Here is a 19,794-nt window from a genome sequence, read left to right as displayed (position 1 = left end):
TGCGTTGCACACGACTATATCGGATTTATCGCGCCACATGGTAAATTTACAGATACCATAATGTCACTGTTTTTCACTCCGTGTCGCCCTGGAAGCCTCCCGTGCGCCAGGTCAGCACCAGGGTATCGCGGTGGCCGTTATCGCCATCGGGCTGGATCGGGGTCGATTCGTGGATGACGGTGGCGTCGTCGAGCAGGATCAGGGTCCATGGCTCGAGCATGGTGAAGCGTTTGCCGTCCGGGCCGGCGGCTTCGAAAATGCGCGTCTCGCCGCCCTTGATATGGCTGCGCCCGACCAGCAGCACGGCGACAAAATCGACGCCGTCGCGGTGCGCGCCTTCCGGCGTGGGACGGCCGATGCCTTCGAGCGTATCGATGCGGAACTGGTGCGCTTCCACGTACCAGGGCTGCGCCGCCCGCACGCGCGAACAGGCGTCGCCCAGGGCGCGCAGCAGCTTGCCCCATGCCGGCAGCGCCACCGTGCTTGGCTCGACCGGTTCGAACAGGCGGTGCATGCCGCCGTGCAGGGCGTTGTATTCGATCGGCTGCCAGTGCGCGCGGTGCGCGGTCTGGGTCAGCGTGGCGCCGTCCTGGATGTAGCAGGAGTGGCGCCGGCGCCGGTAATTGCCGCCGTCCTTGAGGTAGTTATCGGGCGCCAGATGGTCCCAGCTGGCGACCAGGGTGTTCAGGTCATCGAGGCTGCAGCCCGCCAGCGAGGCCACGTCCGCAGGGCGCAGCAGGGCGTAGCCGCTGGTGCGCAGCGCATCGGTGAGTTGGGCGATATCGTTAAAGGGTGGCGCGTGTGTTGTCATCCCGATAGCGTAGCATTTTTCGCCGTCGGATGTGAGGAGTGGGCACTTACCACTTTTTCACAAGCGTCAGCCGCAGCGAGCGCGATTCGATCGGGTGGAAGTGCACGTCCTCGCGCGCGGTCGCCTCGCCGGCCAGGCGCGACTCATAATAATAGGCGATCGCCGAATCGCGCCGGTTGGTCAGGTTGAAGCCTTCGATCTCGAGCAGCAGGCCGTTGGCGAGGCGGTAGCCGATGCGGCCATTCATGCTGGTGCTGCCCGCTGCGCGCACGCTGTTGTCTTCGACGAGCGCACGCGCGCCCACGTAGCGCAGGCGCAACGCGCCCGACCAGGGGCCGTGATCGAGCGTCAGCGCGAACTGGCCCACGCCTTCGACCGCGCCGGCGATGCGGTCCGCGCCCGCAGCCACGCCCGCGCCGCGTGCGCGGGCTTTGGCAAAGGCCAGGTCCAGGTCGAGCGAGAGCCACTTGAACGGCTTGTAATAGTTCGACAGCTCGATCCCGGTGCGGCGGCTGGCGGGGCCGGCTTCGGTGTTGCCGGCGTCGCCGACGTAGACCAGTTCCGACGCCATGTCGAGCCGGTACAGCGACAGCGCGCTTTGCAGCTTGGGCACAAGTTCGCTGCGCACGCCCACTTCCAGCCCGCGCGTGCGCGCCAGGCCCGGAGCCGGCGTGGTGCGCTCGACCGTGCCGCGCGCATCGTTACTGTGAAAGCCATTGCCGGCGTTGAGATACCACTCGGTCTGCGCCCACGGCCCGAAGATCAGGTTCAGCGAAGGACTGAGCTGATTGTCGCGTGCGCGCGCAGCGCCGCCGCTGGCGCTATCGCGCACGTCGAAGCGGTAGCTGTCGGCGCGCAGGCCGGCCACGCTGCGCAGCTTCTCGCTCCAGCGCACCTGGTGTTCGGCGAACAGGCCAAGGCTGGTCTCGACGACATGGTCTTCGCGTGTGGTGGAGAGGCGTTCGCGCCGGCGCGTGTTGTACAAGCCGTTGAAGATATTGTCGTTCTGGAGCTGCAGGCCGACCGTCAGGTCGGCGGTGGCCCCGGTGCCGTGACCATGCCAGGTGTGGGTGGCGTCCACGCCGCTGGTCACGCGCCGGTCCGGCTGGCTGAACTGGTCGCCGTTGACCGGGTCGTTGAGAAAATAGGTGAAGTTCGAATACAGGTCGAGCTGGTTGCGGATCACGTAGGCGTTGACCTTCGACGCCTGCTCCGCGCCGGTGCGGCGCCACGCGCCCGAGACGCTGTAGCGGCGCGCCTGGCCGCCGTCGCTGTCGTCGATGGCGTCGAAGCGGCCCAGGGAACCGTCATCGACGGCGCGGCGGGGAATCTGGTCGGTCGCATTCCAGCTGGCGCGGTAGGCCATGGCGCTGATGGTAAAGCCGTTGTTGGCGTAGCCCTGGCTGAACCGCAGCACGGCGTTGACCTTGCGGTAGTCGTCGGGGCGGGTGAACGGACCGTCGTTGTGCAGCACTTCCAGCGCGTACAGCAGGTTGCCGGCACCCGCCTCGGGCGAACCGGCCAGCAGGGCGCGGGCAAAGCCGTTCTGCCCCACGCTGGCGCTGGTGGTCGTTTGCGCCAGCCGGTTGGCGTAGGTGACCGCCGCCGCGCCGGCCGAGGCAAAGTCGCCATCGCGCGCCGAGTACGGGCCTTTGCGGTAATCCATGCGCGCGGCCAGCTCGGGAATCAGAAAATTGAGGTCGGTCCAGCCCTGGCCGTGGGCGTGGCTGCGCTGGTTGACCGGCATGTCGTCGACCGTGGTGCGCAGGTCGGTGCCGTGATCGAGGTTAAAGCCGCGCAGGAAAAACTGGTTGGCCTTGCCCTCGCCGCTGTGCTGGGTGGCGATCAGGCCGGGCGCCGCTTCGAGCAGTTCGCCCGGGCGGTACACGGTGCGCATTTCCAGCTGCTTCTGATTGATGCTGCCGGCATTGGCCGAATCGGCGATGCCCAGTTGGCTGGCGCGCGAGCCGTCGATCAGCACGCGCTGCAAAACAAGATCGTCGGCGCGCGCGACGACATGACACAACAGGAAGGAAAGGGCGATCGGGGTAAGGCGTAAAGCGCTGTGCGTGGTCACGGTAAGTCGAGTTCTTTCTTGTGGCGGTCGAAGGTGAGGGTGGCGATGGCGCCGGCATGGTTGATGTTGACGGTATTGACCTGGTCCGGCAAAAAATCGGACAAGACCTCGTCGTGCGCGCGCACGGCGACCGCCAGCGCGGTCTTTTCCACCTCCTGGTAGATCACCACGCTCTCGACGCTGGTGCTCACGCCGACCCAGCGCAGGGGCAGGCGCGCCCGGTCGGCGCCGAGCAGGTAGAACTGCTTGTCGATGTACTTGCGCAGCACCGCTTCGTCCTGCGGGTCGGACAAGTCGAACTGGCGCTGGTACAGGTTGGCCAGCAGCGCCTCGATATCGTGCGCCATGTAGGTGTGCACGACTTCGATGCTGCCGGTGTTCCGGTTGAACGAGATATCGGTGATCCCCGCGTGGAAGCGGTGCGCCCACGCGCCTGCGCAGGCGCACGCCAGCAGCGCGCCGAGCGCGAGGCGACGCTTCATTGCGCGGCCTTGCTGTCTTTGGACTTCAACGGTGTATTGAAGTCCTTCATCAGGTCATCCTTGGTGCGGTCGGTCTTGAACAGCTCCAGGCGCGAAGGCGTGATTCTCCGCGGCCACGCGTTGTTGGACACGTCCGTATCGGCCGTTTCCCAATACGGGTCCTGGGTCAGGCCCACCATCGGTTCGTCGGTGACGATCAGCTTCGTGATCTTCTTCGACGAATAGCGCCATACTTCGGCCGGAATGCGCTCGATGGTCTTTTTGCCGGACTTGAGTTCAATCTCGAGCACCAGCGGCGTCACCAGTCCGCCGATGTTGGAAAAATCGACCAGGTACAGGTGCTTGCCCTTGGCCAGCAGCGCTTTTTCCCAGCCTTCCAGTCCTTCCACGGCCTCCTGGTACTTGTTGCGGTCCTTGTTGGTGACGGTGAAGTCATCATGCTCGTTGTAGAAGTCCTTCAGCTGCGCATGCGCATCGACACGGCGCGGCGTGCCCTTGTCGCGCTGGCTCGTCACCGACACCGGCTCGGCCTCCTTTTGCGACTTCTTCCAGGCTTTTTCGATCTCCGGGTTCTTGCTGCTCACGCCGTATTCGGTGATGCCGTCCACGCTGACGTCAACCGCATCGGTGGTGTAGAACCAGCCGCGCCAGAACCAGTCGAGGTCGGTGCCGGAAGCGTCTTCCATGGTGCGGAAAAAGTCGGCCGGGGTAGGGCGCTTGAACTTCCAGCGCTGCGCGTACTCGCGAAAGGCGAAGTCGAACAATTCGCGTCCCAGCACCGTCTCGCGCAGCACGATCAGCGAGGTGGCCGGCTTGGCGTAGGCGTTGTTGCCGCGCTGGAGAACCGACTCCGAATTGGTCATCACCGGCACCTGGTTCTTGCTGCGCATGTAGTCGACGATGGCGCGCGGGTCGCCGCGCGTGTCGGGGAAGTTGTCTTCCCAGGCGCGCTCGGACAGGTACTCCAGGAAGCTGTTCAGGCCTTCGTCCATCCAGGTCCACTGGCGCTCGTCGGAATTGACGATCATCGGGAAGTAGTTGTGGCCCACCTCGTGGATGATCACGCCGATCAGGCCATACTTGGTGCGGCGCGAGTAGGTCAGTTCACCGGTCTTCTTGTCCTTGGTCGGACGCGGACCGTTAAACGAAATCATCGGGTACTCCATGCCGCCCACCGGGCCGTTGACCGAAATGGCGATCGGATACGGATAGTCGAAGGCGTACTTGTTGTACTGCTCGATGGTGTGGACGATGGCCTGGGTCGAATAGCGCTCCCACAGCGGATTGCCTTCCTTCGGGTAGTAGGACATCGCCATCACGTCGGTGTCGCCCTTCTTGTAGCCCTGCGCGTCCCAGATGAATTTGCGGCTGCTGGCAAAGGCGAAATCGCGCACGTTTTTGGCCTTGTAGTGCCACGTCTTGCTGGCGCTTGAGCGCGATTTTTCGGCCGCTTCGGCCTCTTTCTGGGTGACGATCAGCACCGGCTTGGCGCTGCTGCGGGCCTGTTGCAAGCGTTCGCGCTGGGTGGCCGTCAGTACCGCGCCCGGATTTTGCAGTTCGCCCGTGCTGGCCACGATATGGTCGGCCGGGACGGTCAGTTCGATATCGTAGTCGCCGAATTCCAGCGTGAATTCGCCGTCGCCCAGGTACTGCTTGTTCTGCCAGCCGGCGGCGTCGTAGTAGGCCGCCATGCGTGGGTACCACTGCGCCACTTCGAACAGGTCGTTCTTGTCTTCCTCGAATTTTTCGTAGCCCGAGCGGCGACCGAGCACATTCATTTCGGGGATGTTGAAGTTCCACACCATCTGGAACGAAAAGCGTGAACCGGGCTTCATCGGCTGCGGCAAGTCGATCCGCATCATGGTCTTGTTGATGGTGTGCCTGAGCGGCTGGCCGCCGCCATCGCTCAAGCTCGTGATATTGAAGCCGCCGTCAAACGTGCGGCTATCGACGATGAAGCGCATCGCCTCGAAACGCATGCCGTCCGCCTCGGTCGCCTTGGCCCAGGCCTCGCGCGACGGTACGGTGGCAATGGCGCGGTTGTCCGAATCGGCGCGGAACATGTTCTGGTCCAGCTGCACCCACAGGTACGACAGCGTGTCCGGCGAATTGTTGTGGTACGTGACCGTGCCGCTGCCGTCGATGCGACGCCTGGCTTCATCGAGCGTGGCGCGCAGCTTGTAGTCGGCGCGCTGCTGCCAGTAGGCGTGGCCGGGCGCGCCGGACGCAGTGCGCGTGATGCCGGGCGTGGGCAGCAGTTCGTCGAGCTGGCGGAACTTGTCGTCGAAGGCCGGCGCCGCGCTGGCGGCGGCGCCAGCCAGGCAGGCCGCCAGGGCCAGGGAAAGGTGTTTGATGATCATTGGGGGCAGGGTAGTGTCATGAAAAAGCGGGCGCCTTATCGCGCCCGCCTTGCTACTTGGTCTTCAACGGCGTGTTGAAGTCCTTCATCAAGTCGTCCTTGGTGCGGTCGGTCTTGAACAGCTCCAGGCGCGATGGCGTGATCTTGCGCGGCCAGGCGTTGTTGCTGTTGTCGATATCGGCCGTTTCCCAGTATGGGTCCTGGGTCAGGCCCACCAGCGGTTCGTCGGTGACGATCAGCTTCGTGATCTTCTTGGACGAGTAGCGCCACACTTCGGCCGGAATGCGCTCGATATACTTTTTGCCGGACTTGAGTTCAATTTCGAGCACCAGCGGCGTCACCAGCCCTCCGATGTTGGAAAAGTCGACCAGGTACAGGTGCTTGCCCTTGGCCAGCAGCGCCTTTTCCCAGTCTTCCAGGCCTTCGACGGCTTCCTGGTAGGTGTTGCGGTCCTTGTTGGTGACGGTGAAGTCGTCGTGCTCGTTGTAGAAGTCCTTCAGCTCCGGATGCGCGTCGACGCGGCGCGGCGTACCCTTGTCGCGCTGGGTCGTCACCGACACCGGCTCGGCATCCTTCTGCGACTTCTTCCAGGCTTTTTCGATTTCCGGGTTCTTGGTGCTCACGCCGTATTCGCTGATGCCGTCCACGCTGACATCGACCGCGTCGGTGGTGTAGAACCAGCCGCGCCAGAACCAGTCGAGGTCCGTGCCGGAAGCGTCTTCCATGGTGCGGAAAAAGTCCGATGGCGTCGGGCGCTTGAACTTCCAGCGCTGCGCGTATTCGCGGAAAGCGAAGTCGAACAGCTCGCGCCCCAGCACCGTCTCGCGCAGCACGTTCAGGGCCGCCGCCGGCTTGGCGTAGGCGTTGTTCCCGAACTGCAGCAGCGACTCGGAATTCGTCATGATCGGCACCTGGTCGCGCGAACGCATGTAGTCGACGATGGTGCGCGCTTCGCCGCGCGACTGCGGGTAATTTTCTTCCCACGCGTTCTGCGCCAGGCCCTGGATGAAAGTGTTCAGGCCCTCGTCCATCCAGGTCCATTGGCGCTCGTCGGAATTGACGATCATCGGGAAGTAGTTATGGCCCACCTCGTGGATGATCACGCCGATCAGGCCATACTTGGTGCGCTTGGAATAGGTCAGTTCACCGGTCTTCTTGTCCTTGGTCGGACGCGGGCCGTTAAACGAAATCATCGGGTATTCCATGCCGCCGATCGGGCCATTGACCGAGATCGCCGCCGGGTACGGGTAGTCCAGCGAATACTTGTTGTACTGTTCGATGGTGTGGACGATAGCCTGGGTCGAATACTTTTCCCACAGCGGATTGCCTTCCTTGGGATAGTACGACATGGCCATCGTGTCGGTGCCGCCCTTCTTGTAGCCCTGCGCGTCCCAGATGAACTTGCGGCTGCTGGCGAAGGCGAAATCGCGCACGTTCTTCGCCTTGTAGTGCCAGGTACGGGTGCCGCTGGCGCGCGATTTTTCGGCCGCCTCGGCTTCCTGCTGGGTGACGATGATCACCGGTTTGCTGCTGGTGCGCGCCTTTTTCAGGCGCTCGCGCTGGGCCGCCGTCAACACCTCGCCCGGGTTTTGCAGCTCGCCCGTGCTGGCCACAATATGGTCGGCCGGGACGGTCAGCTGGACGTCGTAGTCGCCGAATTCGAGCGTAAATTCGCCGGCGCCGAGGAACTGCTTGTGCTGCCAGCCATACACGTCGTAGTAAGCGGCCATGCGCGGGAACCAGTGCGCGATTTCGAACAGGTCGTTCTTGTCGTCGAATTTTTCGTAACCGGTGCGCCCGCCCTGCACCTTGGCGTCACTAATGTTGAAGCTGAAGTCGATGTTGAACGACAGGCGCGCGCCCGGCTTCATTGGCTGCGGCAGGTCGATCCGCATCATGGTCTTGTTGATCGTGTAGCGCAGCGGCTTGCCGTCCGCACCCTTGACCGCGCCGATGGCAAAGCCGCCATCGAAGCCGGGGTTTTCCAGGATCGAGCGCATGCCTTCGAAGCGCATGCCGTCTTCGTCGCTGCGCGCCTTGGCCCAGGCCTCGCGCGAGGCCACCGTGGCCGACATGCGCGCATCCGAATCGCTCTTGAAGATGTTCTGGTCCAGTTGCACCCACAGGTAGGACAGGGTGTCCGGCGAGTTGTTGTGGTAGGTGACCGTTTCGGTCGCGCTGATGCTGCGCTTGTTTTCATCGAGGCGCGCGCGGATCGTGTAATCGGCGCGCTGCTGCCAGTAAGCGTGGCCGGGAGCGCCGGCGGCATTGCGGATCGTGTTCGGCGTCGGCAGCACTTCCTCGAGCTGGCGGAACTTGTCGTCGAACGGTTCGGCGGCCGGGGCGATGCCCGCAATGACGAACAACGCAGCTAAGACCGGCATACGGATCATGTTTTCCCTGGCTTTTCTCGTGAAAAAGAGGAGGTATTCTAAACGTACCGATTAGTCAATTGTTTCAGGGAATTGTAAAAAAGCTGAAACATACACGCGGGCGCACGCTATGATTGCCGGGGCCGATTGTTGCGGCTGTGCGGGCGCGGGAGGCGTGGCGGAATGGACATGAATTTCAAGGCAAGCATCCTGATTCTGGATGGTGTATCCGACAACCTTGTACAGATCGAAGAGCTGCTGCAGGAGCGTTACCACGTGCGCCTGGCGCGCAATGGCGAGGACGCATTGCGCATTGCGCAGCAGGCGCCGCGGCCGGACCTGATCGTGCTCGGCGGCGCGTTGGCCGATGCCGACAGCCTGCGCGTGTTTCACGGCTTGAAGTGCCAGGTATTGAGCAGCGAGACGCCCGTGATCATGCTCATTGCCGAAGGTGACGCGCAGCTTGAAGAGCGCGCGTGGCGCGACGGCGTGGCCGACGTGGTGCGGCTGCCGTTGTCGCCGGCGGCGCTGCTGGCGCGTGTGGCCACCCAGCTCAACCTGCGCGCGGCCGACGCCATGCTGCGCGACCAGCATCGCCATTTCGAGCACCTGGTGGCCGAGCGGGTGCGCGACGCCGGCTTGATGCAGGACGCCACGGTGCTGGCGATGGCGGTGTTGGCCGAATCGCGCGACCCCGGCGTGGGCCAGCATCTGCTGCGCACGCAGCGCTTCGTGACGGCGCTGGCGCGCGAGCTGCGCTTTGTGGCGGCCTACACGGCCGAACTGACCAACGAGGCGATCGCGCTGCTGCACAAGGCGGCGCTGCTGCACGATATCGGCAAGGTGGGCGTGCCCGACGCGGTCCTGCTCAAGCCGGGCAAATTAAGCGACAGCGAATTCGAGCTGATGAAACTGCACACCGTGTACGGGCGTGACGCGATTGCCGGCGTCGAACGCACGCTCGGGGGCAGCAACGGCTTTTTGCGTTACGCGCGCGAGATCGCCTACTCGCACCACGAAAAGTGGGACGGCTCGGGCTATCCGCAAGGGCTGGCGGGGGATGCGATTGCACTGTCGGCGCGCTTGATGGCGGTGGCCGACGTGTACGACGCCTTGACCACGGCGCGCGCGTACCGGCCGGCGTTCACGCACGAAACGGCGGTCGAGCTGATCCGCCAGGGGCGCGGCGAACATTTCGATCCGGACGTGGTGGACGCGATGCTGGCGATCGAAGAACGCTTCAAAGCCATCGCCGCCGACTTCCCGCCGCGCCAACCGGGCTCAGAGCTTTAACTTGCAACTTTTTTGTTGCCCCACTGATGCCGCACCGGGGTCTGACCTCTGATTCGAAATTTTTTTCATCGCGACATCGATTTGCAGTCCCCCAGCCCTTGTAAAACCCGATAACGCGCTCGGTCAGCGGTGCTCGTCCTGCGTTGAAACCGTTTTCGTGGCAAAAGCGGGTTCTGTACGTGGGTTGCACGGGCTGTTCTGGTGCAATGTTTCGAATCAGAGGTCAGACCCCGGTTGGCGGGTTTGTGTTTAGTGGGCAAGGTTTCAAGTCAAAGCTCTGAGCCCGGTAGTAGGAAGTTTTAGAGGAGAAACGGTAGGAAGTCGGGGGCGGTACGGAAGTGTTGTTGGGCCGCGCCATTTGTGCGATTTCCGCATACCAATATGCTATAGTCAATTCGCATACCCGGGTGCGCCCGGCCTTCGGTACAACGTGGAGCAAACCGATGCGGACTCAAGGATACCTGGCCTTTGTAGTCGGTATTTGTCTGACCATGTGGACCTGCATAGCCGTACTCGATGCGCAGCAGGCGCGCATTGCGGCCGCCTTCCAGCGCGACGCCGACAAGGTCGCCACCGACACCAACGTGCGCCTGCAAACCTATTTCGATATGCTGCTCAGTATTAAGGGCGCCTTCGCCGTCACCGACCAGGTCGACCGCGCGCAGTTCGCCCGCTTCGTGCGCGAACTCAATCTGACCACGCGCTACCCCGGCTTCCAGGCGATCCAGTTCGTGCGCCTCGTGCCGGCCGCCGACCTGGTCCGCTTCACCGACGCCGTGCGACGCGATACGCGCCTGGTCGCGCAAGGTTATCCGACCTTCGCCGTCCATCCGCCGGTGGTGCGCGCCGAGCACTTCATTATCGAATACACCGAGCCGCTCAAGGGGAACGAGAACGCCTTCGGCCTCGATCTGGCCGCGTTGCCGCCGCACTTGCAGGCGGTCGAATCGGGCCGCGACAGCGGCGAGATCGTCGCCACCGAACGCATCACGCTGGTGCAGGACGACACCGGCCAGCCCGGCTTCGTGGCGCGCGCGCCGGTCTATCGCCAGAATATGCCGCTGACCACCGTGGCCGAACGGCGCGCCGCGCTGATCGGCATGGTGGCGATCGTGTTCCGCGTGAAGAACCTGATGCACGAGGTGATCGAGCCGTCGCTGTTGAACCAGATGGCGTTTCGCATCCACGATGCCGGCAATGTGGCCGAGGGCGCGGCCGCGCCTTTCGCCGCGTCGAACGTGATGTTCGATACCACCCGCGCCGATGCGCTGGCGCTGCCCGGCGTGCGCAGCGAAGCGCGTCTTAACGTGGCGCAGCGCCAGTGGGTGATGCGCTTCCAGGCGCTGCCGGGAAGCCGCTACAGCCGCGATGTGCGGCCGGTGCTGGTCATCGCCGCCGGCGGCCTGGTGATCAGCACCCTGATCGCGGCGCTGATGATCGCCTCGCGCCGCAGCCGCACCCTGGCGCAGCAGGTGCGCGTGACGCTCGATGAGCAGCGCGCCTTCCAGGACAGCGCCAATGTCGGCATCGCGCTGTTCTCGCATGGCGTGATCATGCGCTGCAACCGGGGCATGGAGGAGATGATGGGTTATGCGCCGGGCGAGCTGGCGGGCTGCCAGACGCAGGTGCTCTCGCGCGCGGCGACGGCCGGTGCGGCCGATCCGTTCGCGGTCGATCCGCAAAGCCGGCGCTGGCAGGGCGAACTGAAACTGCTGCGCAAGGACGGCAGCACGATCTGGTGCCTGATCAACGGCAAGGCGCTCGACGCGTCGGACCTGTCGAAGGGCGGCGTGTGGGTGATCCAGAATATCAGCGACCGCAAACACACCGAGGCGGCGCTGGTCGACGCCAAGGATGGCCTGGAGCACAGCCTGGCCGAACTCGAACAGCAAAAGGCCAACGTCGAAAGCGCGCATCGCGACCTGTCGACGGTGCTGGCCACGCTCAAGCAAGCCCAGACCAATCTGATCACATCCGAAAAAATGGCGTCCCTCGGGTCGCTGGTGGCCGGCATCGCGCATGAACTCAATACCCCGATCGGCAACAGCCTGTTGACCGCCACCGCGCTGGCCGACATGGTGGCCGACTTCGAGCGCAAGTATGCCGGCGGCGGCATCAAGCGTTCGGCGCTGGAGGCGCACATGGCCGACACGCGCCTGGCGTGCGACATCATGGCCAGTTCGCTGCGCCGCGCGGGCGACCTGATTACCTCGTTCAAGCAGGTGGCGGTGGACCAGACCTGCGACCAGCGCCGCCGCTTCGATCTGTGCGACCTGGTGCGCGATACGCTGGCGACCTACGCGGCGCAGCTGCGGCGCGCCAATTGCGAGACGCGCGTGGATGGCCCGACCAGCATGGTGCTCGATTCCTATCCTGGCAGCGTGGGACAGGTGCTGTCGAACCTGCTCAACAACGCGCTGCTGCACGCGTTCGAGGGGCGCGCCAGCGCGCTCATTACGATCACCGCGCGCGAAATCGAGGATGACAAGCTGCTGCTCATTTTCAGCGACGATGGGGTGGGCATGCCGCCCAAGATCCTGCACCAGGTGTTCGATCCATTTTTTACGACCAAGATGGGACAGGGCGGCTCGGGGCTGGGGATGAATATCGTCTACAACATCGTCACCGGCATGCTGGGCGGAAGCATCGAGATCGAATCCTCGCCCGAGCATGGCACCAGCGTGACGATCCGCATTCCGCGCAAGGCGCCCAACCGCGAGAGCGAAGCGGCCGAGGTGAACATGCTGCTGATGTAAGGGAAGCCACGGCGGTGTCCACCGCCGGGGGCAGCTGGACGGAGTCAGGCGCCGTAGCGTTCCCTGAGCAGGCGCAACATCGCCACGTTCTGGTCCCATGCATTCGAGAGCGGCTCGCCGCTGAACGGCATGCTCTGGGTGTACGGCGGCGGGCCGAATTCGGGCGTGAGCGTCGTCAATGTGGCGCCGGCGGCGCGGCGCAGTGCCACGATGCGGTCCCACCACTGAAGATGGCGCGCCAGCTCGGCCGCGAAGCGCGGGTCGCGGAAGTCGCTCACCTGCGGTCCCTGCGCATGGCCAACGCGCGCGTGGATGTGGCGCACGTGCGGCAAGGTCGCCGCCAGCGCGGCCGGCTGGTCCTCCAGCAGCGATTCGCAGGCGCAGCACCAGTGCGACAGGTCGGCCGTCAGTTCCAGCTCGGGCAGCTCGCGCAGGTACGGCAGCAGCAGCATCGGATGGCCCGAGAAGCGGCTGCGGTGGATCTCGTGCACGATCGGCACGCCGTGCTCGCGCGCGATGGCCTGCGTCAGCGCGATCAGTTCCAGGTTCTGTTCGTGCGTGTAAAAGTCCTTGCCGGTGTGCGTGTTGACCAACAGCGGACGCGCGCCGCAGGCGTTGACGAGGTAAGTCGCCAGCGCCTCGCGGTGGGCGTCGAACCCGGCATGGAACGCGGTTTCCCACTGCTGCGCGATGAGCAGCAGGCCGGCGTCGGCGATGCGCGCGCTCCAGTCGTCGCGCGCGGCGGCGTCCAGCGGCAGCGACATTTCAATGCCGTCGAAGCCGGCCGCCTTCACGCGCTCGATGAACACGGCGGGCGCGAGCTCGTTGCTGCCCCAGTGCGGGGCGAATATGCGGATGTCCATCGCTTACTCGAAGCCGCGCACAGGAAAGCTGGCGTCGCGCTGGATCCAGTTGCGCGGCGAGTAGGTAGTCGCGCCGTCGGTCGCATGCAGCGTGTAGGCATGGCGCGACACCGGCGAGCGGTTCGGCGCGCTGTAGTGCGGCAGCAGACCGTGAAAACATACCAGGCTGCCGGCCTTCGCTTCGAGCGGCACGGCGCTGCTGTCGCTTGGCCACGGCATGGTGTCGAGCGTTTCCATCTTGATGTCGTCGCCGTTGCGCACGAAGCGCTCGCGCATCGGTCCCCGGTGCCCGCCCGGTTCGACCCACAGGCAGCCATTGTCGATGGTAGCGTCTTCCAGCGCGAACCAGAAGGTGGTCACGCTGACCGGCGTGGTTTCGAAAAAGGTGGCGTCCTGGTGCCAGCGCACTTCGCCGCCGATGCCGGGCTGCTTGAAGATGTACATCGATTGCCACACTTTGGGGTCGACCAGGCCCAGCTCGCGCGCCACCGCGGCCAGTTTCGGATCGCGCGAAAAGGCGGCGAACACCGGATCGAGATCGTGCATCGCGTGCCCGATCTTGTTGATCGAGAGGGCTTTTTCCTGGCGCAGCTGGCCGTCCGGGCCAAACGCTTCTTCCTCGAAAAAGCAGCGGATGGTGTTATCCGAGCGCAGGAAGTACTCGTCGGTCGCGGTGGTTTGGTCGCGCGTGGTGAAGATCGAGCGGCCCTGGCCTGGATCGAATTCGTTGACAATCTCGCCGGCGCGCTGGCGCAGTCTGGCGATCTCGTCCATCGACTTGAAATCGGGGACGACGAGGTAGCCGTCGCGCTGGAATTGGTCGCGTTGTTCGGTGCTGAGCATGGGTGTGGCTCCTGCCATGATGGAAGCTGCCATTGTAGGGTTGCTCCGGCAACCCGGCAATCGCCGGATCGGTTGACAGATTGTCGCCATCCGGTTGACAATTATCGACATGGATCAATTGCGCGCAATGGAGATATTTGTCGAGGTGGCGCGCCTGCGCAGCTTTTCGGCCGCCGCTCGCCGCCTGGGCGTCACGCGCGCGATGGTCAGCAAACAGATCATGCAGTTAGAAAGCAAGCTCGATGCGCGCCTGCTGCATCGCTCCACCCGCGAGGTGAGCCTGACCGACGCCGGCCAGGCCTACCTGGCCCCGTGCCAGGCGACGGTGGAGCAGGCGCGCGAGGCGGCGCGCGCCATCAGCCCGGCCGGCGCGGACCTGGCGGGGGCGCTGCGGATCCAGGCGCCGTCCGGTTTCGGCGGCGCGTGGCTGGCCGACGCGGTGGCCCGTTTCAGCCTGCGCCACCCGCTGCTCACGCCCTCCTTGTTCGTCGACGATGCGCTGCTCGACCCGATCCGGCATGGCTTCGACCTGACCATCCGCGTGGGCGGCATCCCCGACAGCAGCGGCCTGGCCATGCGCCGCCTGGCGCCGTGCCGCGGGGTGCTGTGCGCCAGTCCCGCTTACCTGGCCAAATGGGGCGTGCCGCAAACGCCCGAGGAACTGCTAGCTCACCAGTGCCTGCATTTTTCCCACCTGACGGACGGCACCAGCTGGCATTTCACACGCGCCGGCGAACGGCGCACGGTGCGGGTCAACGCCGGTTTTACCTCGAATAACGGGCTGGTGCTGCAGCAGGCGGCCGAGCGCGGGCTGGGCATCGTCTACAACACGACCTTCCTGGCGTGGCAAAAGCTGATCGACGGCGCGCTGGCGCCAGTGCTGCCGCAGTGGCAGCTGCCGCTCAACGACCTGTCGGCCCTGTACCCGGCCAGCCGCCAGCTCTCGCCCAAGGTGCGGGCGCTGGTCGATTTTTTGGTGGAGGAGTATCGCGTGGCGCCGTGGGACCTGGCGCTGGCGCAGGCCGGCATCCTCGTCTAGTTTACGCCTCGGCGCCGACCTGCCAGGCGCCATCCTTGTAGACCAGTTCATCGTCCAGGTACACGGCCTCGGTCACGGCGAAGATGTCGACGTGGTAGCGCGCATCCTTGCGCTTGAAGCCGGGCTTCTGGTAGACGCCGTGCTTGGCCCCCAGCGACAGGTGGATGCCGCACATGCGCTCATAGGTGCCGATGTCGTTGACGCGGCGCTCGCGGGTAAAGGCGCGGTTCATGCCGAAGCCCAGTTCGCGCAGCCAGACTTCGCCTTCCTCGAGCCGGATGATCTCCAGCACGCGTTCGAATTCCGGCGTGGCGCCCTCCGTGCCGACCACGCGGCCACGTTCGACGATCAGCGTGATCGGCGTCTCGGGGCGGTTGACCATGTACGCGGTGTCGCCGAAGACGTGGATGCGCACGCGCCCGTTGACCGCCTCAAGGTCCTGCGCTTCGGTGAACACTTCGCCGATCGGGAACTGGCCGCCGACGTTGTTCATGCCGCTGTAGTCGCCCACATTCAGTTTGGCCGATTCGAACGGCGAGCCAAACACCAGCGTTTCGCCGCCGCTGTGCACCACGCCCGAGGATGCCGCGTCGATGCGGCGCTTGAGCGCCTTGCCCACGCCGCGGTAATAGGCGCTGTCGTAGGCCAGCGATTCGATGTAATGCTCTCCCTGCGCGCCCGGCATGCGCGACAGGTGCACATGCTCGATCACTTTCAGTCCCAGTTTGAACAGCTCGACCCGGATGCGGAACGCTTCGAGGCGGAAGTTGGTCGACTGGATCAGCAGCACCAGGTCGTGCGCGGCCATGCCCTTGAAGGCGGCCAGCACGTCCTCGGGGGCGACGCTGTCGAAGTCGATGAAGACGGCGTCGGGCAGGTTGCGGCGGTAGCCTTCGGTGAGCGCGCGCGCCAGGTCGGAGCGGCAGTCGTATACCACCAGTGCGCGCTGCGCCGGGCCGTGTTCGACGACGGTGGCGAGCACCTCGCGCAGGTGGGCGGTGGCGGCGTCGACGGCGTGCGCGGGAATCTCGCCCCAGGGGGCGGCAGTCAGGTCAGGGGAGGTCATGGTGCGGTGCAAGGTCTTCGATGGCGTTCATTATACGTGCCCTGTTTTGCTCGGGAGCCACACTTCCTTGTCGAAGCAATAATGCTTTGTGTAATTAATTGCGATGACCCAATGGGCATGTGTTAGCGTCAGGTAAAACTACACGGCGCAAAGCCGGACCCAACCATCTGACCAAGCAAGGAGACAAAGATGAAGTCACTGTTCAAGCACCTGATGTTCGCGCTGTTTGCCATCACCCTCGCTGGTGCCGCCAGCGCGCAGGACGCGCCCAAGCGCGGGACGGCCGACGAAGCGGTGGCCATGGTCAAGAAGGCCAGCGCCTACCTCAACGAGAATGGCCGCGACAAGGCGATCGCCGCCTTCAACGATCCCAAGGGAGAGTTCATCAAGGGTGACTTGTACGTCTTCATGTTCACCTTCGACGGCACCGCCCTCGCGCACGGGCAGAATGCCAAGATGGTCGGCAAGAACCTGATCGACCTGAAGGCCGGCGAGGTGTTTCCGATCCGTGAATTCATCAAGATCGGCAAGAGCCCCGCGGGGACCGGCTGGTTCGGCTACAAGTGGCCCAATTCGATCACCAAGGCTATGGAAGAGAAAAATACCTACATCGAGCGCAATGGCGATGTGCTCATTGGCGTGGGTACCTATAAATAGCGTCCCCGTCCGTTTCGCCTTTGGCGAAGCGGACGATTCCCTCCGGGCATCCCGAGCCGCCCCTTGACATGCCGTGGAACGGTACCCGGTAAATAAACCGCGTGTGCAATCTGTTTGCGCTATGATTTGAAGAGCAACACTGGCCCGCATTGACGGGCCGCGACTCTTATACATATATGGCGGCAAGCGACATGGCACACCGATGGGAAACGCCCGGCAGCGTATGGCTGGAAGACGAACACACGGCGCAGTTTGAACTGGCGTCGAGCGAGGGACTGGGCCGCATCGAGCGCCAGGCGCAGTCGCGCGGGCGCCTCCCCGATATCGCGCACCTGCTCGGCGCTTCGCTGCCGCTGTCCTGCGACTGCTCGCCCATCTATCCCGAAGGTTTCGCCTTCTGCCCCACCTGCGGCGCGCCGCTCGACAAACTGGCCGGACGCGGCAAGACGCCGCCCGACTGGTGGGGGCCATGGTCCGACCATCTGCTGCCGCGCCATGTGCCGCATGGCTTGAACGTGACCGCGCTGGCGCTGGGCGAGAACCTGGAAGAACGCCCGGCCGCGCCGGCCCCCGGCCGCCCCGACCTCAACATGCCGGCCCCGCCCAACGCGCACTGCGTGTTCGCGGCCGGCGCCTTCGGTTTTCCCACCCAGCGCCTGATCGCGCTGGCCCACGCCCGCAACGTGCTGCAGTACTGGGACCCGCTCGGCCAGGCCTGGCACATCATGGCGCCGGAAGAGAACGCGTCCGACCTGACCTTTAGCGTCCCGGCCGCGTCCTACGCCTGGCTGCCGGCAAGCGATCCACGGCGCGGCGAAGTGGCGCTGGTGCCGACCGACCGTGGCCTGCGCCGCCTGTTCATCAATCCGGTCAGCGAGACGTATCGCACCGAAGTCGTGTTCGACGGCCTGCTCGCCAGCGCCCCGGGCGCCATGCGCCGCCACGTGGCCTGTCTGGTCCACGGCGAGGCCGGCACGGTCCTGTGGAGCGCGCACAGCGACATGAGTAATGAAGTCGTCTACGCCTGCGACGCACCGGCCGGCCAGTGGGCGCGGCCGGTCGGCTACGACGGCAAGCTGTTCTGGCTGCACGCCCAGGGCCAGCTGGTATGGCAGCCGGGCGCGCCGCCGCAATGGATCGCCTGGCCGGCCGGATGGTCGCCGCGCCTGCAGTTCGGCGGCCCCACCCAAAGCCGCGACGGCCGCCTGTGGCTGATCGGCCATGACGGCCAGGCCTATTCTTTCCTCGAACTGGGCAAGCTGGCCGGCCAGCGCGAAGCGTTGAGCGGCGCGCGCCTCGGTTTCGCCAGCCTGCTGTTCCGGCGCGGCCACGCGGTGGTGGACGAACCGTGGGGCCTGGAGCACGTGGAAGATCCGCACGACGACGACGCCATGGTGCTGCCGCTGCTGCGCGGCTTCAATAACAACCGCAGCCAGCCCAGTGGCCTGGTGCTGCGCTTTCACCAGTACACCGGCATGGCCGAAGACGCGCTGGCCGGACGCATCATCCCACGCACCACGTTCGAATGGATCGGCAAGCGCAACGTCATCCTCGACGATATCGCGCGCCTGGCGCATCCGCTCGAGTGCGTGCCCTTCGTGTACGACAACTGCTTGTGGCTGCACCATCCCGACTGGAACCAGGTGCGCGGCTGGCGCCTGGACGCACTGCCGTGACCGGCGCGCTGTCGCGCTACGCGTGCATTCCCGCCAGCGTTGCCCTGCTGTGCGCGAGCGTTCCCGCATTGGCCGCCTCGCACGTGTTCCTGATCCAGAATTCCGGCTGGATGGAGCCGTTCTATACCGACCCGGCCTCGCCCTTCAAGCCGCTGGTGGCCGAGATCATCATGGCCGCCACCGGTCCGGGCGACCCGATGGTGCTGGCCGCCTTCAACCAGAGCCTGCCCGGCGCGCCGTCGCCCAGGGCGCTGCTCTCGCTCAAGGTCGACCCGGTGCCGACGCGGCGCGAGGTGGTCAAGGCGCTGGCCGCGCTCGAGGTCGCGCACAAGCCGGGCGGTACGGCGCTGGCCGACACCGACCTCAATGAAGCCGTCGGTTCGGCCATCGGCACGGCGCTCGGCGGCAAGCCGGGCCTGGTGTGGCTGGTCACGAACAACCGCAACAGCCCGAACAACGACCAGGCCACGGCGCTGCGCAACCGCGATTTTTACCAGTTGATTCACCGTGGCGACGCGATCAGCAAGGCGCTCGCGTTCCCGCTGCAAATGCCGGTGCGCGGCGCGCAGTACCGCGCCAATGGGCTGATGGTGTACGTGTTCGCGGTGGGCGCGCAGGGCGCGCGCGAGCTCGATGCGCTGCTGCTGTCGGGCCGCCTGCAACGCGTCATCACCGAACCGGCCGCGCGCTTGAAACCGCTCGACCGCGACACGCTGCGCCTGGTGCCGCGCAAGGTCAACGATGCGCCGGGCGTGGCGTTTTCGATGGCGCCCGGCGGCGTGCTGCATGCCGACGTGGATGCCGGCACGCGCGCGCCGGCCGCAAAAATCGAGTGGAACCTGGAGAACACCATCTACCCCTACACCATCGTCAGCGCCACTCTCGGTGCGCGTTCGGTGCTGGGCGGCGAAAACCGCGCCATCGAACTGGCCAGCACCCAGGTCAGCAAGCTGGCACCGGGCAAGAGCGCGCCGCTGGCGTCGACCATGCAGCTGCCGGTGACGCAACTGCCGGGTACGTGGTCGCTGAAGGCCGTCACCTCGGCCGGCTCGGCCTACGTGCTGCCGGGGCGGATCGAACTGCAACTGAGCGAGCAGCGGCTGGAGCTGTCGCAGGATTTCCGCCAGCGCATGGCCACCTTGTTCCCGGGCGACCCGCTGCCGGATATCTTTACGCCGCCGGCCCAGATCAACGGATCGAGCGCCGCGCTGCCGATCGAAGTGCGGGTCCATTACGGCGTTGGCCCGCTGGTCGCCGCCATCGGCGCGGCGCTGGCGCTGCTGGGCGCCGCCGCTTGGGCCATGCTGGCCATGGCGCGCCCGCGCAAGGCCTACGTGACGGTGGAGGACGAATTGCGTACCATGCAGGCGCGCGCCGGCACCGTGCAGCCGATCTACGACAAGGCGGGCAACAAGGTGGCGCAACTGAAAACCACGCTGTTCGGCCATCAACTGATCGACCTGCGCGAAGGCGCGCAGGTACGCTTGGGCCGCTAAACTT

14 protein-coding genes are annotated in these 19,794 nt (G+C 65.1%); 6 read left to right on the top strand and 8 right to left on the bottom strand.

The window, feature by feature from the left end:
- Window positions 1-73: 73 nt before the first annotated feature.
- Genes F2P46_RS21405 through F2P46_RS21385 form a run of 5 tightly spaced genes read right to left on the bottom strand, consistent with a single transcriptional unit; the run spans window position 74 to window position 8,113 of the window.
- Window positions 74-811, bottom strand: a complete 738-nt coding sequence (locus F2P46_RS21405) for a 2OG-Fe dioxygenase family protein (protein ID WP_166893922.1) — start codon at window positions 809-811, stop codon at window positions 74-76.
- Window positions 812-857: 46 nt separating this feature from the next.
- Window positions 858-2,888 carry a TonB-dependent receptor gene (locus F2P46_RS21400; protein WP_368737940.1) on the bottom strand — a complete coding sequence of 677 codons (2,031 nt, stop codon included), beginning with the start codon at window positions 2,886-2,888 and terminating at the stop codon, window positions 858-860.
- Window positions 2,885-3,370 (bottom strand): DUF6702 family protein, encoded by a 486-nt coding sequence (locus F2P46_RS21395; protein ID WP_166893920.1) that lies wholly within the window; start codon window positions 3,368-3,370, stop codon window positions 2,885-2,887. The genes F2P46_RS21400 and F2P46_RS21395 overlap by 4 nt, the downstream gene beginning before the upstream one ends.
- A complete protein-coding gene (locus F2P46_RS21390; protein WP_166893918.1) occupies window positions 3,367-5,730 on the bottom strand; it encodes a M1 family metallopeptidase in 2,364 nt (787 codons plus the stop codon). Before F2P46_RS21390 ends, F2P46_RS21395 begins: the two co-directional genes overlap by 4 nt.
- A gap of 52 nt (window positions 5,731-5,782) precedes the next feature.
- Complete coding sequence (locus tag F2P46_RS21385; RefSeq protein ID WP_166893916.1) at window positions 5,783-8,113, bottom strand: M1 family metallopeptidase; 2,331 nt, start codon at window positions 8,111-8,113, stop codon at window positions 5,783-5,785.
- A gap of 177 nt (window positions 8,114-8,290) precedes the next feature.
- Between F2P46_RS21385 and F2P46_RS21380 the strand changes: the two genes are divergently transcribed.
- Entirely contained in the window at window positions 8,291-9,394 is a 1,104-nt protein-coding gene (locus F2P46_RS21380) for an HD domain-containing phosphohydrolase (protein WP_166893914.1), read from the top strand.
- Between the two features lie 443 nt (window positions 9,395-9,837).
- Window positions 9,838-12,150: a CHASE domain-containing protein gene (locus tag F2P46_RS21375; protein ID WP_166893912.1), complete on the top strand. Its 2,313-nt coding sequence runs from the start codon at window positions 9,838-9,840 to the stop codon at window positions 12,148-12,150.
- Between the two features lie 44 nt (window positions 12,151-12,194).
- Here F2P46_RS21375 and F2P46_RS21370 read toward each other — a convergent pair whose 3' ends face one another.
- Entirely contained in the window at window positions 12,195-13,013 is an 819-nt protein-coding gene (locus F2P46_RS21370) for a TIM barrel protein (RefSeq protein WP_166893910.1), read from the bottom strand.
- A 3-nt stretch (window positions 13,014-13,016) separates the two neighbouring features.
- A complete protein-coding gene (locus F2P46_RS21365; protein WP_166893908.1) occupies window positions 13,017-13,856 on the bottom strand; it encodes a phytanoyl-CoA dioxygenase family protein in 840 nt (279 codons plus the stop codon).
- Window positions 13,857-13,965: 109 nt separating this feature from the next.
- Between F2P46_RS21365 and F2P46_RS21360 the strand changes: the two genes are divergently transcribed.
- Window positions 13,966-14,895, top strand: a complete 930-nt coding sequence (locus tag F2P46_RS21360) for a LysR family transcriptional regulator (RefSeq protein ID WP_229509381.1) — start codon at window positions 13,966-13,968, stop codon at window positions 14,893-14,895.
- A gap of 1 nt (window position 14,896) precedes the next feature.
- On the opposite strand, the gene F2P46_RS21355 is transcribed toward F2P46_RS21360, so the two are convergent.
- A complete protein-coding gene (locus F2P46_RS21355; RefSeq protein WP_166893906.1) occupies window positions 14,897-15,961 on the bottom strand; it encodes a hypothetical protein in 1,065 nt (354 codons plus the stop codon).
- A gap of 189 nt (window positions 15,962-16,150) precedes the next feature.
- On the opposite strand from F2P46_RS21355, the gene F2P46_RS21350 reads away from it, so the two are divergent.
- The 3 genes from F2P46_RS21350 (at window position 16,151) to F2P46_RS21340 (ending at window position 19,790) form a co-directional block, all read left to right on the top strand.
- Window positions 16,151-16,618, top strand: coding sequence for a cache domain-containing protein (locus F2P46_RS21350; RefSeq protein WP_166893904.1), 468 nt, complete (start codon window positions 16,151-16,153; stop codon window positions 16,616-16,618).
- A 191-nt stretch (window positions 16,619-16,809) separates the two neighbouring features.
- A complete protein-coding gene (locus tag F2P46_RS21345; protein WP_166893902.1) occupies window positions 16,810-18,294 on the top strand; it encodes a hypothetical protein in 1,485 nt (494 codons plus the stop codon).
- Window positions 18,291-19,790, top strand: a complete 1,500-nt coding sequence (locus F2P46_RS21340) for a hypothetical protein (RefSeq protein ID WP_368737939.1) — start codon at window positions 18,291-18,293, stop codon at window positions 19,788-19,790. The genes F2P46_RS21345 and F2P46_RS21340 overlap by 4 nt, the downstream gene beginning before the upstream one ends.
- The last annotated feature ends 4 nt before the right edge of the window (window positions 19,791-19,794 follow it).

The sequence above is a fragment of the Massilia sp. CCM 8734 genome, assembly GCF_011682155.1.
Lineage (GTDB): Bacteria > Pseudomonadota > Gammaproteobacteria > Burkholderiales > Burkholderiaceae_D > Telluria_A > Telluria_A rubra.
The sequence above is the reverse complement of the archived record's forward strand: the minus strand, read 5'-3'. Positions and strand labels throughout refer to the sequence as shown.

Bases quoted from the DNA above. Each gene is read 5' to 3' on its own strand.
- F2P46_RS21385 (WP_166893916.1), bottom strand. From the start codon at position 8,113: ATGCCGGTCTTAGCTGCGTTGTTCGTCATTGCGGGCATCGCCCCGGCC.
- F2P46_RS21405 (WP_166893922.1), bottom strand. From the start codon at position 811: ATGACAACACACGCGCCACCCTTTAACGATATCGCCCAACTCACCGAT.
- F2P46_RS21355 (WP_166893906.1), bottom strand. From the start codon at position 15,961: ATGACCTCCCCTGACCTGACTGCCGCCCCCTGGGGCGAGATTCCCGCG.
- F2P46_RS21350 (WP_166893904.1), top strand. From the start codon at position 16,151: ATGAAGTCACTGTTCAAGCACCTGATGTTCGCGCTGTTTGCCATCACC.
- F2P46_RS21345 (WP_166893902.1), top strand. From the start codon at position 16,810: ATGGCACACCGATGGGAAACGCCCGGCAGCGTATGGCTGGAAGACGAA.
- F2P46_RS21390 (WP_166893918.1), bottom strand. From the start codon at position 5,730: ATGATCATCAAACACCTTTCCCTGGCCCTGGCGGCCTGCCTGGCTGGC.
- F2P46_RS21375 (WP_166893912.1), top strand. From the start codon at position 9,838: ATGCGGACTCAAGGATACCTGGCCTTTGTAGTCGGTATTTGTCTGACC.
- F2P46_RS21395 (WP_166893920.1), bottom strand. From the start codon at position 3,370: ATGAAGCGTCGCCTCGCGCTCGGCGCGCTGCTGGCGTGCGCCTGCGCA.
- F2P46_RS21365 (WP_166893908.1), bottom strand. From the start codon at position 13,856: ATGCTCAGCACCGAACAACGCGACCAATTCCAGCGCGACGGCTACCTC.
- F2P46_RS21380 (WP_166893914.1), top strand. From the start codon at position 8,291: ATGAATTTCAAGGCAAGCATCCTGATTCTGGATGGTGTATCCGACAAC.
- F2P46_RS21370 (WP_166893910.1), bottom strand. From the start codon at position 13,013: ATGGACATCCGCATATTCGCCCCGCACTGGGGCAGCAACGAGCTCGCG.
- F2P46_RS21360 (WP_229509381.1), top strand. From the start codon at position 13,966: ATGGATCAATTGCGCGCAATGGAGATATTTGTCGAGGTGGCGCGCCTG.